We start from the raw sequence: 15,312 nt of genomic DNA, 5'->3' as shown, positions 1-15,312 counted from the left end.
CGAGCAAGACGTCATCCTTGCACGGCGTAAGCCGCCTCACCAACTCACGGGTCTAAGCGTCCGCAGAGGCCGATGACTTGTCCCCCAGGCGATGGCACGGAATGACCGTTCCACTCCGATACCTACCCTTAGAACAGAGACTGCTCGACCGGCTGCAACGGGTCGACTTGCGACGATCCTCCGCTGCGGGCCGGCAAGCGGTTCCATCGAACTATTGCATCGACCGGTTGAATCCGCCAGTGGAACTGGGACGTTCAAAGTTGCTTTGCCCCTTCACGTGGGCGATAGTTCAGAGGGTGGAATGACAAACCCAAGGCCCGCCAGATATAGCCGCTCACTCCAGTTGTAGCAATTCTGTAGCAAACCAAAATTCACCCCGCAGTACCGCGCCCATAGCCCCACGCGGCAACAATCGACCGATATCCGAACGTTGCGATATGACAGCGCCTCTTCATCCAAAAAAACCGTCTTATTTTCGCTCGAAGTCTGTCACCATTTCATGCGACACCGACCGTGAGCGTAGCGTTGGTCCTGCATTGCGGAAGTATGTCCTAACGGGAGAGTCCTGATGAGCAAGAAGTCCGAAACGAGCGGTAAGAGCGGCGCGAATGAGTCGACCGCTGCGACGCTGGCCGCGCTGGCGAATTACATCAGTGAATTCGTCATCAATGGGACGCTCGACACCCGATGCGCCGCGAAACTAGTTAAGCGCCTGAGAAAGGAAGCGGAAACCATTTTGGAAAATGGAAGCGCGACAAAGCTGGCACAAAAGGATCTGAAGAAAGCGTTCGACACGGTTGACGCTGCAGTCCAGGACCACGATGCGAAACTGCTGGTCACAGCTAACGCAGCACTACGTACAGCAGACGAGGAGAAAAAGGCGGAAAAGTAACACTGAAGACTCGCACGCCTTGACGCCGTAGTAGCTGCGTCCTCCGCCAAAAGCTGTCTCTCGCGCAGGAGCGTCCGCGTGACTGCTGGTGCTGATCAGACGTTCGGCGAAGTGTCAAAAGGTCTCTTGCGACAAGCCGAGCTGCACAAAGCGGTTCGCCGGCGCGTACGGCTCGAAGTATCGATCCATCACGCCGATGCACGCATTCAGGCTATGTCCGGCGCATGAATGGCAATGTAGGCGTTTCATGTCTCACCAGTCCGCCCCGCGCCCTCATCCAAACCGAACACAATAAGCAGGCGGCAAATGCGCTGAAATCAAATGCCAGCTTTCGCCGCCGTCGTCGGACGTCCATAGCGCGCCGGTGGTCGACGCCATTGCGAGGCGCGTGCCGGAGTCATCTACAGCGAGCCCGTGCCGATACACGAGGTCATACGCCGGTGCAGGCGGCAACCCGTTCGAGAAACGCTCGAACGTGCGGCCGCCGTCGCGTGTGCGCGTGACGACGAACTGGCCGTCCACCGGGATCCGGCACTGGTCTTTCACGGCGGGCACAAACCACGCGGTGTCCGGCTCGCGCGGATGCACGGCAACCGCGAAGCCGAAGCTCGATGGCTGCGCTTCGATCCGCTGCCAGTGCGCCGCGCCGTCGGTCGAGCGGAAGATCGCGCAGTGATGCTGCGCCCACAGCGCTTCTGGATTTGCGGCGCATTGCACGACGCGGTGCGGGTCTTGCACGTTGGCATCGCCGCGCCGCTCCGGCGGCATGTAGTCGGCCTCCATGCCTTCGGCACTAACGCGCCAGGTCGCGCCGCCGTCGGCGGTTTGCCAGACGCCGCCACACGACACGCCGATCGTCACGTGCCGGCTGTCGCGCGGATCGACCATCACGGAATGGATGCCCGGCGCGTCGTAGCCGCCTCCGAACCATTCGCGGCGCTCCGGGCGATCCCACAGCGCCCGGTTGAGCAGCCATGTGTCGCCGCCGTCGTCGGAACGGAAGAGCCCGCCGGGAATCGTGCCGGCCCACAGGACGCCCGGCTCGTCCGGGCCGCCGGTTTCGAGCGACCAGATTTGCTGGAGCGTCCAGGGAGGAGCCGGCGGGCTGGGCACGGCCGCGCTCGGATTGTCCGCGCTCGTGTCCGCGCCGTCACCGGCATGCGTCTCGTCGGCAGGCTGCGGCGGGTAGACGGGGACCGCGCACTCTTCCCAATCCTCTACGCCCGCGCGCCGGCGATGCAGCTTCACGCCGAAGTGGCCTAGATTGAGCGCGGCATACAGCGAACCGTCGCGCGGATCAGGCAGCACCATGCTCACCGGCTCGCCGACGAAATACGGCTCACCGAGCGTCCAGCCGCCCTCGCCGTCGGCTTGCAGAACGAACAATCCCTTGCGGGTTGCAACAAGCAATCGATCGCTCATGTGGAGTGTCTCCTGTCGACCAGAGTTGGCGCTTTAGCGCTTACTCCGGTCCCATGCAAAGCTCGAGGAAGAGTGGAACCTTCTTATCCGCCCGACAACGCCTGTATGACGTAAACCCGGCTTTCCTCGCCGAGCGCATCGGACAGATGTTGTCGGTCGCGCACCGGCCGACCGTCGACAAACACGGCGAGATGTCTTCGCAGTGAGCCCTGATCGTCAAGGATGTAGCCGCGCAGTCGAGGTTGCGCGGCGAAGACGGCCTTCAGTGCTTCGCCGAGCGTGCGCGCGTCGATCTCGCGCTCGGGCGTTGCGATATGCCGTTGAATCGAAGCAGCGAAGAAGATGTGCGCCATGGCGGGGTAGCCGAGCGGGAATGGCCTGTTCGTCGATTCTGCAGTTTAGACGATCCGCCGGGTGCTTCGGGGCATCGCCATACAACAGACGACAGGTTGCGCCTCCGAAGCGGCCGTTGCGGTGTCGCGAGTCCGAAAGTCGGCTCGGGCTCGCGTGCCGCCGAGCGCATCGAGCATCATTGACCAGATACAAACGTCCGCCGCTTGCCCGAATCGTTGCAGCCCGCGTTCTCAAGTCTCGCGATCGATTTCGCGCGGGCTGCAAGCGTCATTACTGGCCGGTTGCGCTCTTCACCGCGCATTGCCCGACGATACTCTCCCCGTCACTGAATTTGAACGTGACGGGAACCGTCGAACCGACCGTCAGCGGCTTCTTTTCCTTCTCGAACATCACGTGATACCCCCCCGGCGCGAACGCGAGTGTCCCGTTGGCCGGGACGGTCACCTTGTCGACCATGACCATCTTCGACGTGCTCCCGGTAGTCTGCGTCTGATGCAGCATGGACATCCCGAACGCATCGGTGCTAACACCTTCGAGATCGACGGGCTTGTCTCCCATGTTCATCAGCTTGAAGTAGCCGCCGGACGGCACGTCGCCCGGCATCGAGCGGATCCAGCAGTCGGACACCATCATGGCGCCCGACGAAGCGGCGAAAGCGGTTAGCGAAGCAGCCGCGAGCGGCAGCGCGATAGCCAGGCGGAAGAAGGGGTGGTGCATGGCATAACCTCCTGTTCTACGTTAAGGAAAATGTGATGGGTTGGCGGGACCTACGTCGCGGCAGCGGGGCGCCGCTCGATCGTCATATCGGTCGCATGTCTACATGGTCGCTCCGCTATCCGCTCGTCGGCGACGTATGGCCCAGCACCGCAGCCAGCGCAAGTACGGCTAGCATGACGAGCGCTTCGACAGAGACAACGCCGTCGAAGCGGCGTTGCGCGGCAGGGTAGTCCGGATCGTTCCGCTCGGCAAGCACGAGCAGATCGGGCAGAATCGCCATCCGGTTCCAGCCGCCGAGCAATGTCGCCAGGACCACACATGCAAGCTTTGCGGCGAGCAACCGGCCCCAGTGTGTGCGCAACAGCGGCGCGCTGGCCTGCGCCGTGTCCTGAACGGCGTTGTAGAAACCGGTGACGAGAACAAACACGAGCGCAGTCGTCGCCAGATGAGACAGCGCCGAGCAGAACGCAGCCCTCTGGCCGGGCGGACGGCCTGGTTCGCGTTCGAGCCGGCGCAGCAGGATCGCGGCGACGATGACACTGCCGGCCCAAAGCGCAGTCGCGGAAAGGTGGACGACGTGGATCGCCTCACGCCACGAGAAGTCGCCGGAGTCGGCCGCATGGCTCGCGGCTGCCTTGCCCGCGACCCACAGGACGAACCCCGCAGCAAAGAGCGCTGAGCCGCGCTCTTTCTTGAGGCCACTCAACGCCGCGAGCAGCGCGCCGGCAACGCCGATCGACCATGCCTTACCGAAGTGGGACTGCGTCAGTACTGGGGCGATAGCCGAACCAGCTTCACCGAGCGGCGAACCGCTCATGATTGCGGCCTGAAGCCAGAGGTACGCCAGGGCGGTGAGAGCGAGTGCGACTGACGCGACGGTCCGCCAGACTCGCGTCGTGTCTTGCCCAGGCAATCCGCTACGCGCGCCCAGCACGCCGCATGCAAGAGCGCCGGTAGCAACGGCAAACAGAATGTCCTGCATCGCGGCCAGTGCAATCTGGGCGACGACGAGCGGATCCACCGTTACTTCACCGTGAACGTGTAATGCCCCTGGGTGCGATGGCCGTCGTCGGCAACGGCGACCCACGAGACGGTATAGGCGCCCGGCACGAGGGGATTTAGCCCTACCGACATGTGCTTCCTGTTCGACGGGTCAACCGCAGCTTTGCCGCTCGTCACGGACTTGCCTCGCGAGTCGGTGACGGCGATCGAGCTGAAGGCGGGCTCCAGACCATCGTCGAAATCGATCGCCACGTCCTTCTGCGAGGTCGTGACGGTCGCACCGGCCCCCGGCGCCTCCTGGGTCGGGTAGGCGTGCGCCTGCGCGAGATTGCAGCCGGCGATCATCAGCGCGGCGATGGCCGCGCGTGCAGTCGTGTGCAGTTTCATGAGAGGACTCCTTACACGTTAGAACAGCGGCTTGCCGAGCGTTTTCGGCGCAATATCGTCGAAGAAAAGATGGGCCTGTACCAGGATGCCCACATGCGAACCGCTCGCGCTGTTGATTGGTATCTGGGCTTCGACACCGAACTGGCCATAGCGGTTGATCCAGATGAACCCTGGATTGATTGTGCCAGTGGTTTGGCCCTGACTTCTCGATAGCGGAAACTCGACGATGGGAACAATGTTCGAGAGCGGCTGCGGCAAGCCGAAATCATGCACCTGCTGCTGCAGATAGGGCAGGCTGTACTGGACCGTGAAACCGTAGTCGAAAGAATTGGGCTGACCGGCCCCGGTGGTCAACGAAGGCCCAGCTTCGGCGGTAATGGCAACGGGTCGGAGATAGGCCAGTGAGTCGGGCAGATCGCCCATACCCTTGCCCACGTAGATCGTCGGCGAGATGGTCGAAAAGCTGTCCGCAATCGCGTGGCTGCCGGTTCCACCCAATTCCGCATGCACCCCGACTGAAGTCATGAATTCGTGCGGGGCGTTCACATACAGCAGATACTTCAGGCCGACTCCAAAGTTATCGAACCCGCGCGCAGTCGGATTGTTCTGCATCACGTAAGCGCCGTCGACGGACAGGGCAAGCCTTGACGTGATCAGCTTGTCGTACTCGAAGCTGAACGTATTGATGCTTTGATCGCCGTTGTCTCCAGGAACACGCTGATGCCCGTATTCGAAGTTAGCTTCATCGCCGACACCTGGATCATCGACAGCCAACGTTGACGGAAAGACGCGGTCGCCCGCGATGGCATGGGCAGCGGCTGGCGATGAGGCGAGCAGGAGCGCAGTTGCGGCGAACGAGATCGTTGCCGTGGCGAAGAAGGGTTTCCCATGGCGCAAGGTATTGTTATTCATGTTTCATCCATTGATTGAGGTCGTCATCGCGCCGCCGCGAGTCTGTGAAGAGACACGACGACGCCTGGCGATGCGTTCGTGCACGGCATCGCCACCAGGGCTCAATTCAGGATGAAACGGGGGGCGCGCGCGGCTGGGCGGATGCCAGCGGTTCGACGCGACGGATGCTCTCGAACCGCGTCGCAACGCGATGCTGGATGGCCCAGACCGTGACCGCAAATTCAGGCTGGACGCTCGGCAGTACGGGCGTGTGCGCAATCAGGTTGCAGTAGCCGCAAGCATGCCAGTGAGCAGCCAGCGAGTGCGAGGTGTCCTCGTTGCCCGGCGGATTGCCTGGAGTCGAATGTGCGGAGCAGAGCGAGGCTGAAGGAAGCCCAGCCTCGTTGCGGTCAGCCAGTGCGTGCGAAACCGTCGGCGCGAGCGTTGCCATCAGGATTGCCAGCAATCCCAGATAGGAGCCCAATTTCCGGCAGAAGCAGCTCAGCATAAGGCCGACGATTCGATATTGGTCTGGTGAAGGTGAATGCGGCGCATTATGCCATGTGTTGTTACTTGCAGGCATCGACCTATGACAGCTTGCCGCGTTGCCGGAAATCTCAAGTAGCCCTGGAATGAGACGCTCGCAGGCCGCGCCTGACTGACTCCTGAGGGTCGACAACAGCCGAGCGGCATCGGGTGGTAGCCGGCCCATCTCCAGCCATTCGCCCGCACCTGCTATTTGCTGATGGGTCTTCGGCTGGCTCGACTGAGCAAAAACCACCACAGCGACGGCGCCAGCCGCGGCGACCACGAAAGCTTCAACGAACGATTTCATGAGCCGTGGGAGCAAGGTGGCCGAAATGCATTGGCGTCGGCAGCCTCACCAAAACTGAGCCAGCTACAAACCACCTCAGCGGGCAAAGCAGATCTTGACTTCTCCCGATCGACCGCTCAAACCGACTCCCGCAGCACCAGCTGATGCTGCAGGATGCGCGACGCTGGGCGTTGGCCGTCGAGCAACGCCAGCAGCATTTCGGCCGCCGCGGCGCCCAGCTCGACCATGGGCTGGGCCACGGTCGTCAGCCCCGGCTCGAAGATGCCAGCGATGGGCACGTCGTCGAAGCCCATTACCGCCACGTCGTGCGGCACCCGCCGGCCGGCTTTGCTAAAGCCCTTGATCGCGCCGATGGCCAACGTGTCCGACACGGCGAACACGGCGCTCGGTGGATCCACCACCGCCAGCAGCTTTGCCGCCGCCTGGCTTCCGGCGGCGTAACTATTGTCGCCAGTAACGCAGACAAGCTCGGGCGCAGGCGCGAGACCGGCGCGCAGTAGTGCTGCGTGATAGCCCTCGCGGCGCTGACGCGCATACAGGAAGCGCTCATCGCTGGTGATGAAGCCGATGCGCCGGTGGCCCTTGTTGATGAGGTACTGCACGGCATCCGTACCGGCCTGGCGGTGGTCGATGCTGACATAAGGCACGTCACTACCGGGCAAGAATTCCGAGCAATTGACCCATGGCTTGCCGTTCGCCGCCTCGCGCCGGGCTGCCGGGTCGGACTGGGCAACACGGCCACGGCCCCCGCCAATGGCACGCCCAATGCGGCCCGCATCGAGCGCGCTGTGGGCGTGCTGGACATGGCCATGGCGTTGCGTCGAGGTCGGCCGCATCGCGCGAGCGGCGAACTGGCGTTACACGTGCTGGAGGTGCTGGATGCCTTCGAATGCTCGTCGCGCGAGGGGCGGCACGTCGATATCGAGACCGTCGTGCAGCGACCCGTCGTCGTGCCATTGGGTCGAGGCGAAGAGGTGTTTCTCGCCGACTGACTCACCTGACTTCCGCAGTGATCAAGCCGGTTGCGACGTGATCCGACTGCGACCATCAGATCACGCCCCGGCTCATACAGCTCGCGCGACTCGCCTCGCCGCCGACTATCCACGACCGGGCACAGCCGCGCCGTCGCCGTTGCTGGCCGTCGCCGCGTCGCGCGTCTCGGGCATCGCCGCCCACACCAGCAGCACCGCGAGCGCACCGGCCGCCGCGAGGCAGAAGAAGCTCACCGTGTTGCTGAAACGATCGGCGACGAAGCCCGCCGCCGTCGTGCTCAACGTCGCGCCGATGCCGGCCGCGAGCCCGAACAGGCCGATACACAGGTTGTAGCGGCCCTTGTCGCCGGCGACGTCGGCGGCGATCAGCGGCAGCATCACGCCGAACACCGCGGCGCTCAAGCCGTCGAGCATCTGCACCGGCACGAGCAGATAGGGGCTGCTGATGCCCGCGAACAGCAGCGCGCGGATCGGCAACGCGGAGAAGCCGAGCAGCAGAATCGGCCGGCGGCCCCAGCGTTCGGCCGAGCGCCCGACCCACGGCGACATCATCGCGACGATCGCCTGCGGCACGATGATGCATGCCGCAATCACGAGCTGCACGTTGTCTCCCATGCCGGCCGTCACTTCGCCGGCGGCCAGGTTCAGCATCGCCGCGTTCGACAGATGGAACAGCACGATGCAGGCGGCGAACAGCAGCATGCGCTTGTCGCGCAGCAGCTCGCGCAGGCTTTCGCGCCGCTCGAGCTGCTCGGGGGTGGGCGCCGCTTGCGGCAGCTCGATCGTGTCGGTGCGCTGGATCATCGCGAGCGCGATCAGCGCGGGAACCGCGAGGCCCGCGGTCAGGACGAACACCGCGCGCGGCGAGTAGTACTCGCCGAACAGTCCCATCAGACCGGCCGCGACCGCGCTGCCGATCGACGCCCAGCGCGCATTGCGGCCGAGCCGGTCGCCGAGATTCGCGCGACCCACCAGCGCGAACGAGATCGCCGCGAGCGCCGGCGTCAGCATGCAGCTCGCGAAGCCGTGGAACACCTCGGCGGCGATCACCGGCAGCACGGTCGGGCTGATCGCGAGCAGCATCGCGCTGAGGATGATCGCGCCGATCGCCCACGCGGCCGCCGCTTTCTTGTTGCGCAACGCGTCGACCGCGGCGCCGCCGGGCACCTGGCTGACCATCGCGCTGATCGTGCCGACCGACAGCACCATGCCGATCTCGCCCTGGGTCCACTTGTGCGATGCGAGGTAGGACGCGATGAACGGCCCGAAGCCCGTCTGCACGTTGGCGACGAAGAAGTTGAGCCAATCGAGCGCGCGCAGACTTCGCGCCGTGACCATAGTACGGACCGTCATCGGACCGCCCGTGCGTTGGAAACCGCGACGGCCGACGACGCGGCCGGCGGCGCCGAGACCGCCGGCGCGGCGCTGGCGGCAGGCTGCGCGGGCGGCGCCGGCGACACCGCGCGAATCGGCTTGTCGCTCGCGTAGGGCGGCGTCGCGTTGATCTGCGCGTCGCTCAGATCGATCTGCGGATGCAGTTCCTTGTCGCGCGTGACGAAGCGCAGCGCCGACCAGTTCGCGGCGATCGTGCGCCGGTCGGGGCTGACCAGGCCGCCGACGTCGAGGACGATCGCCTGCGGCTGCGCGTTGCCGTCGATCAGCACGTCGACCACACGGCCCACCTTGGCGCCGTTCGCGCGCTCGACGGTCGCATCGAGTAGCGGCAGTTCCAGCGGGTTCGATTTGTTCGCGGTGCTCGGCACGGCCGTCGGGTTCAGCGTGATCGGCGGCCCCTTCGCGGTCGGCGTGAAGTGGAACGCGCCCCACGGGAAGTTCACCTTGCGGTCGCCGACGCCGAGGAAGCCCTGCAGATTGACGACCATCTCGCGCGGCTTGCCGGCTGCGTCGGCGATCATGTCGACCGCGCGGCCGACCACCTTGCCGTCGGGCTTCTGCACCTGGCTGTCGAGTAGCGCGCGCGCGTCGCTGCGCTCGATCGTACGCAGCACGATCAGCGGCGGCGGCGGCGGGGGAGGCGGCGGAGCCGGCACGACAACGGGCGGCGGCGGTTCGACCTTGTGCGGCTTCACGACCGGCTTCTTCGGTTTCTTCGGCTCCTCAGGCCCCTCGTTCGCCTCGCTCTCGACCGGCTCGGGCGCGGACGCGGCGACCGGCGCGCTTGCCGGCTCGACCGGCATCACCGTCGCATCGACGATCGGCGCCTGCTGCGTACCCCACAACAGGCTGCTGCAGCCGGACAGCGCGGCGAACGCGAACAGCGCGGCCACGGTGCACAGCCTGCGGAACAGTCGAAGCACATCGAGCGAATCAGGCGAATCGAGCGGGCGAAGCGATCCAAGCGGTCCAAACGGGACAATCGGCAGGCGCCCGGCGGGGCGCGGAAAACCGCCAGTCATCAGGAAAAACTCCACGGGCAGGTGCGGACGGGCGCGATGAGCCGCCGCGGTTGGATGGGGTACGGCCCAGAGTTTAACCTGCGCTGCCGCGCGGGCAGCCTTTCGCCGGTTGCGTTGCAGGCGGTTTCGCCGATGCGCTGGCGGTATAGCGCTGCACGCCGCGTGGCTGGAACGCGATCGCCGGGGTGGGTTCGGCGCGATTCGCGGCTGCTCGTATGCCGTAGGTGTATACGCGCGCAGCGCTCGCGCGAGCGACCGTCGCGCCAAAGATATAAGTCGCGCGACATGTCCGGCATGCCATTCATGCGATTGGACACATAGTTCGCTTCACCTACATTTCGACTCAGAAAAGCGTTACCCACACCAACCAATCCACGAGACGAACCTGATGACGGCCGCTTTAGCGGCCGTTTCAGCGCGCTGATAAAGGAGGCACTCATCATGATGGAACCCCAGGCCCTCGCGAATGCCGACGTCGCGAGCGAATCCTTCGACACCGAATCATTCCGCGGTAAGGGCTTTCTCGACCGCTACTTCGACATTTCCGCGCGCGGCAGCACGCAGCGCCAGGAGATCGTCGCGGGCATCACGACCTTCCTCGCGATGCTCTATTCCGTGTTCGTCGTGCCTGGCATGTTCGGCAAGGCAGGCTTCGATACCAGCGCGGTGTTCGTCGCCGTGTGTCTGACCACGGCGTTCGGCTCGCTGCTGATGGGCGTGTGGGCGCGTCTGCCGATCGCGATCGGCTGCGCGATCTCGCTGACCGCGTTCACCGCGTTCGGCCTCGTGCTCGGCAAGGGCCTGCATCCGACCGTTGCGCTCGGCGCGGTGTTCCTGATGGGCGTCGTGTTCACGACGATTTCGGTGACCGGCGTGCGCTCGTGGATTTTGCGCAACCTGCCTGTCGGCATCGCGCACGGCACCGGGATCGGCATCGGCCTGTTCCTGCTGCTGATCGCCGCGAACGACGTCGGGCTCGTGGTCAAGAATCCGGGCGCGGGGCTGCCGGTGTCGCTCGGCAATATTGCGGCGTTGCCGGCGCTGATGTCGGTCGCCGGACTCGCCGCGATCGTCGGGCTCGTGCGGCGGCGCGTGCCGGGGTCGATCCTGATCGTGATCGTCGCGATCTCGGCGATCGGGCTCGCGATCGATCCGGCCGTGGCGTTTCACGGCATCTTCGCGGTGCCGTCGTTGAGCGCGCCGGGTCATGCGTCGCTGATCGGCGCGATGGACGTGAAGGGCGCGCTGTCGATGGCGGTGCTGCCGAGCGTGCTCGCGCTCGTGATGACCGCCGTGTTCGACGCGACCGGCACGATCCGCGCGGTCGCGGGCCAGGCGGGGCAGCTCGACGAAAACGGCCGCATCATCAACGGCGGCCGCGCGCTGACCGCCGATTCGCTGAGCTCGATCTTCTCGGGCCTGCTCGGCGGCGCGCCGGCGGCCGCGTATATCGAGTCGACGGTCGGCGTCGCGGCGGGCGCGAAGACGGGGATGGCGGCGGCGGTCGTCGGTCTGCTGTTTCTCGTCGTGATGTTCTTCTCGCCGCTCGCCGCGCTGGTGCCTTCGTATGCGACCGCGCCCGCGCTGATGTACGTGGGGCTGCTGATGCTGTCGAACGTCAGCAAGCTGCATATGGACGACATGGTCGACGCGATGGCGGGGCTCGTGTGCGCGGTGTTCATCGTGCTGACCGCGAACATCGTGACCGGCATCATGCTCGGCTTCGCGACGCTCGTGATCGGACGCGTGGTCAGCGGCGAGCATCGCAAGCTCAATGTCGGGACCGTGGCGATCGCAGTCGTGCTGGTCGGGTTTTATGTCGGCGGCTGGGCGATCTGAGTTTCGTTGCGGCTCCTTGACTTTCGCGTCAGCGTCTCTAAACCTTAATCTTGAGGTCAAGCCCTGCATCCGCAGGAAAGGAGACGCAGATGGAACCGCAACATCGCATCGGCAGCCAGGAAGAGTGGCTTGCCGCGAGCCGCGCGCTGCTCGCCGACGAAAAAGCGCATATGCGCGCCGGCGACGAACTCGCGCGCAAGCGCCGCGAATTGCCGTGGGTCAAGGTCGACAAGGTTTATACGTTCGATACGCCGGAAGGCCGCAAGACGCTCGCGGAGCTGTTCGACGGCCGCAGCCAGCTGATCGTTTATCACTTCATGCTGGGCCCGGACTGGGAAGAGGGGTGCGTCGGCTGCTCGTTTCTGTCGGACCATATGAGCGGCATTCTCACGCATCTGGTCCATCACGACGTCAGCTATGTGACGGTATCGCACGCGCCGCTCGAGAAGATCGACGCGTTCAAACGGCGCATGGGGTGGACCTTTCCGTGGGTGTCGTCGAGCGGCAGCGATTTCAATTTCGACTACCACGTGTCGTTCACGCCGGAGCAGCTGGCGAGCAAAAAGGCGTTCTACAACTTCACCGAGCAGGACGTCGGCATCGACGAACAGCACGGCCACAGCGTGTTCTACAAGGACGCAAACGGCGACGTGTATCACACGTACTCATGCTATGCACGCGGCGACGAGCGCTTCGTGAACACCTACGCGCTTCTGGACATCGCACCGAAAGGCCGCAACGAGAACAGTGGTCTGACCGACTGGGTCAGGCATCACGACCGCTACGACGACCACGCGCGCGCGGCTTGCCCGGCGTGCGGATCGTACACGGTGTGAAGCGGTGAAGTGGTGAAGCGGGTCGACAAAGGGGGCGAGGGGCGCGCGCCGCGCTAGCTGGCGCGGCGCCTCTGTGCTGCACGAGCGCTGCATCAGCTCGCTACAGCGCCATCTCGAAGGCGGGTCTGAGGAACATTTCCATCGCCATCACGATGAGGCTCATCGCCGCGGCCGCGAGCGTCAGCACGCCGTATTCGTCGTAGCGCGTGTCGTACAGACACGCGACGACGAACAGAATCGCCATCAGGTTAGTCAGCCAGTCGAAGTTCAGCGCGAAGCTCATCGGTCGAATCGGGGCGTGTGCGCGACGGTGGAATCGCACCGTCAGGTGCCCGCGATTTTATCGAAAGGAGCTTACGGATTCGCAACGACCGCGCTTACATAGCTTACGTTGCGCGGCGCGCAAAGCCGCGTCAAACGGTGCTTTGCGGCCCCATCATGTCGCGTTCGATCCATTCGATCACCGACCTGCGCCGCGGTTGCCAGCCGAGCAGTTTGCGCGCGCGTTCGCCGCGCACGCGGCTGTTCGAGCCAAGACCGTACGAGGCCATTTCGTAGCCCCATTCCTGTTTCGCGTCTTCGAGCGGCCAGTCCTGCGGCGCGCCGAGCTTCATCGCGCGTGCGATCGCGGCGCTCATGTCGCGGAACGATGCTTCGCCGCTTTCGACGAAATAGAACGTGCCGGCGGGGGTTTTATCGAGTGCGAGGCGATACAGCTCGGCGACGTCGTCGATATGCACGTTCGACCAGACGTTGCCGCCGCTGCCCACATGACGCACGACGCCGCTTTTCTGCGCCTGGCGCACGAGTCGCGGCAACTGCACGCTCGCGCTGCCGGCCACCGCGCCGTGACCGTAAATCAGCGTGTTGCACAGCACGGCCGAGCGCACGTTGCGTTGCGCGGCGTCGAGCACCAGTTGATCGATCGCGACGCGCGCGGCCTTGTCGGCGGTCGGTGTGGGCAGCGCGTCTTCGTGATAGATGCGTGCTTCACCCGCTTCGCCGCCCGACGCATCGCCGACGATGCTCGACCCGCTGGTGTGCAGGAACACCTTGCCCGAACCGGCGAGTCCGTCGATCAGCGCGCGTACCGCGCCTTCGTGATCGCTGCTCGCGGCGTTGATCACCGCGTCGGCCGCTTGCGCTTCGGCGATCAGCAACGCGCGGTCGTCGAGCGTGCCGGGCACGGGCTCGATGCCGAGCCGCTGCAACTCGCCGCTGTGTTCGGGTTTGCGAATCAGCCCGCGCACCTGATGGCCGGCGCGCGCCAGATGCGCCGCGATCGAGCCGCCGATAAAACCGCTTGCGCCAGTAACGAAAATCTTCAAGACGTTCTCCTGAGGGAAATGCCAAGACCGCAATCTCTTGCATGGGATCGGAGTAAGCGCTAAAGCGCCAATTCCGATCGACAGGCACGCAGTATCGCTCGCGCGGATTCTCGCAAAAAGCGTGTTAGTCTCAAATCAATCTTGATCTGAAATCAACAATGAAAACCTCCACCGACGAATTGCTGGTGTTCGTCACCGTGATCGACAGCGGCTCGATTACCGCGGCGGCCGAGAAGCTGGGGCAGACCGTCTCCGGCGTGAGCCGCGCGCTCACGCGCCTCGAGCAGAAGCTCGACACCGCGCTCGTGCGGCGCACGACGCGGCGTCTGCATCTGACCGAGGAAGGCGACGCGTTCCTGCGGCGCGCCCGCGCGATCCTCGACGCGCTCGAAGAGGCCGAGGAGTCGGTCGCGCGCGGGCGGCAACGGCCGTCGGGGCGCTTGCGCGTCGATGCGGCGTCGCCGTTCATGCTGCATTGCGTGGCGCCGCATATGACCGCGTTTTCGGCGCTGTATCCGGAGATCCGGCTCGAATTGACCAGCAACGAGCGGATCGTCGATCTGCTCGAACAGAAGGTCGACATCGCGATTCGCATCGGCGCGCTGCAGGATTCGACGCTGCATGCGCGCGCGCTCGGCGAGAGCAGGCTGCGCGTGCTCGCGAGCCCGGCGTATCTGGCCGAGCACGGCGAGCCGACCACGCTCGACGCGCTGCACGCGCATCGGCTGATCGGCTTTACCGCGCCGGAGCATTTGAATCGCTGGCCGTTGCGCGAAGGGGGCAGGGGAACGAAGCGCGCCAAGGGGCAGCGCGACGAAGCCGCGCTGCTGAAGATCGAACCGTCGATCACCGCGTCGAGCGGCGAAACCTTGCGGCAACTGGCGCTGTCCGGCTGGGGCGTCGCCTGTCTGGCCGACTTCATGACCGCCGGCGACGTGCGCGAAAACCGCCTCGTGCCGATTCTCGGCAACCTGCTCGTCGATGAACGGCAGCCGGTGCATGCGGTGTACTACCAGAGCGCATCGCTCGCGGGGCGCGTGCAGTGCTTTCTGGATTTCATCGCGGCGCGGGTCAAGCTCTGATCCGCGTCGCAGAGCCTTCTGTCCTATAACCCAGATATCGGCGGAGCCGGCGTGTCCGGCTTCCCGTCAGCGAGAGCGCGCCAATTTTGGCCAGATGGCGACCCGCGCCGCGAAGGTGTATATACAACTGTGGGCTGAATCACGGCGGCCACGCCGACCCATGCGTCCAGCACACGCCGCCTAAGACCTGGCGCCAAACCCGCCGCGCGCCCGCCGAGCCACGTGCCAAATAATGGAAATCCCCAGGCACGAAATCTCGAAAAACAAGTTGTATATACAAGGCCCGCCGGCTAGACTTATTTGAACTTGTATAGACAG

The 15,312-nt window shown here is 64.7% G+C and carries 17 protein-coding genes; 5 read left to right on the top strand and 12 right to left on the bottom strand.

The window, feature by feature from the left end; translation table 11 throughout:
- Positions 1-568 precede the first annotated feature (568 nt).
- Entirely contained in the window at positions 569-892 is a 324-nt protein-coding gene (locus HWY30_RS34850; protein ID WP_090803934.1) for a hypothetical protein, read from the top strand.
- Between the two features lie 273 nt (positions 893-1,165).
- Here the strand turns inward: HWY30_RS34850 and HWY30_RS34845 are convergent, their stop codons facing one another.
- The 8 genes from HWY30_RS34845 to HWY30_RS34810 all read right to left on the bottom strand — a co-directional run bounded on the left by HWY30_RS34845 (position 1,166) and on the right by HWY30_RS34810 (position 7,162).
- Complete coding sequence (locus HWY30_RS34845) at positions 1,166-2,314, bottom strand: WD40/YVTN/BNR-like repeat-containing protein (RefSeq protein WP_090803936.1); 1,149 nt, start codon at positions 2,312-2,314, stop codon at positions 1,166-1,168.
- 83 nt (positions 2,315-2,397) lie between these two features.
- Positions 2,398-2,667: a MoaD/ThiS family protein gene (locus tag HWY30_RS34840; protein ID WP_090803938.1), complete on the bottom strand. Its 270-nt coding sequence runs from the start codon at positions 2,665-2,667 to the stop codon at positions 2,398-2,400.
- Positions 2,668-2,938: 271 nt separating this feature from the next.
- Positions 2,939-3,385 (bottom strand): copper chaperone PCu(A)C, encoded by a 447-nt coding sequence (locus HWY30_RS34835; protein WP_244145121.1) that lies wholly within the window; start codon positions 3,383-3,385, stop codon positions 2,939-2,941.
- 115 nt (positions 3,386-3,500) lie between these two features.
- Positions 3,501-4,406 carry a CopD family protein gene (locus HWY30_RS34830; protein ID WP_090803939.1) on the bottom strand — a complete coding sequence of 302 codons (906 nt, stop codon included), beginning with the start codon at positions 4,404-4,406 and terminating at the stop codon, positions 3,501-3,503.
- A gap of 2 nt (positions 4,407-4,408) precedes the next feature.
- Positions 4,409-4,774, bottom strand: coding sequence for a copper resistance CopC family protein (locus HWY30_RS34825; RefSeq protein ID WP_090803941.1), 366 nt, complete (start codon positions 4,772-4,774; stop codon positions 4,409-4,411).
- 18 nt (positions 4,775-4,792) lie between these two features.
- Positions 4,793-5,686 carry a hypothetical protein gene (locus HWY30_RS34820; protein ID WP_090803942.1) on the bottom strand — a complete coding sequence of 298 codons (894 nt, stop codon included), beginning with the start codon at positions 5,684-5,686 and terminating at the stop codon, positions 4,793-4,795.
- A 106-nt stretch (positions 5,687-5,792) separates the two neighbouring features.
- Positions 5,793-6,173, bottom strand: coding sequence for a DUF2946 domain-containing protein (locus HWY30_RS43155; protein ID WP_090803944.1), 381 nt, complete (start codon positions 6,171-6,173; stop codon positions 5,793-5,795).
- 443 nt (positions 6,174-6,616) lie between these two features.
- A complete protein-coding gene (locus HWY30_RS34810) occupies positions 6,617-7,162 on the bottom strand; it encodes a substrate-binding domain-containing protein (protein WP_244145120.1) in 546 nt (181 codons plus the stop codon).
- Between HWY30_RS34810 and HWY30_RS42105 the strand changes: the two genes are divergently transcribed.
- Positions 7,076-7,492, top strand: a complete 417-nt coding sequence (locus HWY30_RS42105; protein WP_244145122.1) for a hypothetical protein — start codon at positions 7,076-7,078, stop codon at positions 7,490-7,492. The genes HWY30_RS34810 and HWY30_RS42105 overlap by 87 nt on opposite strands.
- A 105-nt stretch (positions 7,493-7,597) precedes the next feature.
- Here HWY30_RS42105 and HWY30_RS34800 read toward each other — a convergent pair whose 3' ends face one another.
- On the bottom strand, positions 7,598-8,845 hold the full coding sequence (locus HWY30_RS34800; protein WP_090803946.1) for an MFS transporter: 1,248 nt from the start codon (positions 8,843-8,845) through the stop codon (positions 7,598-7,600).
- Complete coding sequence (locus HWY30_RS34795; protein WP_090805669.1) at positions 8,842-9,909, bottom strand: PRC-barrel domain-containing protein; 1,068 nt, start codon at positions 9,907-9,909, stop codon at positions 8,842-8,844. The genes HWY30_RS34800 and HWY30_RS34795 overlap by 4 nt, the downstream gene beginning before the upstream one ends.
- 444 nt (positions 9,910-10,353) lie before the next feature.
- Between HWY30_RS34795 and HWY30_RS34790 the strand changes: the two genes are divergently transcribed.
- Positions 10,354-11,748 (top strand): NCS2 family permease, encoded by a 1,395-nt coding sequence (locus HWY30_RS34790; protein WP_425199422.1) that lies wholly within the window; start codon positions 10,354-10,356, stop codon positions 11,746-11,748.
- Between the two features lie 89 nt (positions 11,749-11,837).
- Positions 11,838-12,584, top strand: a complete 747-nt coding sequence (locus HWY30_RS34785) for a DUF899 domain-containing protein (RefSeq protein WP_090803951.1) — start codon at positions 11,838-11,840, stop codon at positions 12,582-12,584.
- Between the two features lie 100 nt (positions 12,585-12,684).
- Here HWY30_RS34785 and HWY30_RS34780 read toward each other — a convergent pair whose 3' ends face one another.
- The gene (locus tag HWY30_RS34780) at positions 12,685-12,867 is read right to left on the bottom strand and encodes a hypothetical protein (RefSeq protein WP_018418561.1); all 183 of its coding nucleotides are present in this window, start codon (positions 12,865-12,867) and stop codon (positions 12,685-12,687) included.
- A gap of 130 nt (positions 12,868-12,997) precedes the next feature.
- Positions 12,998-13,912 carry an NAD-dependent epimerase/dehydratase family protein gene (locus HWY30_RS34775; protein ID WP_090803952.1) on the bottom strand — a complete coding sequence of 305 codons (915 nt, stop codon included), beginning with the start codon at positions 13,910-13,912 and terminating at the stop codon, positions 12,998-13,000.
- A gap of 158 nt (positions 13,913-14,070) precedes the next feature.
- Between HWY30_RS34775 and HWY30_RS34770 the strand changes: the two genes are divergently transcribed.
- Positions 14,071-14,994 carry a LysR family transcriptional regulator gene (locus HWY30_RS34770; protein ID WP_090803954.1) on the top strand — a complete coding sequence of 308 codons (924 nt, stop codon included), beginning with the start codon at positions 14,071-14,073 and terminating at the stop codon, positions 14,992-14,994.
- The last annotated feature ends 318 nt before the right edge of the window (positions 14,995-15,312 follow it).

Source organism: Paraburkholderia tuberum STM678, assembly GCF_902833905.1.
Lineage (GTDB): Bacteria > Pseudomonadota > Gammaproteobacteria > Burkholderiales > Burkholderiaceae > Paraburkholderia > Paraburkholderia tuberum.
The sequence above is the reverse complement of the archived record's forward strand: the minus strand, read 5'-3'. Positions and strand labels throughout refer to the sequence as shown.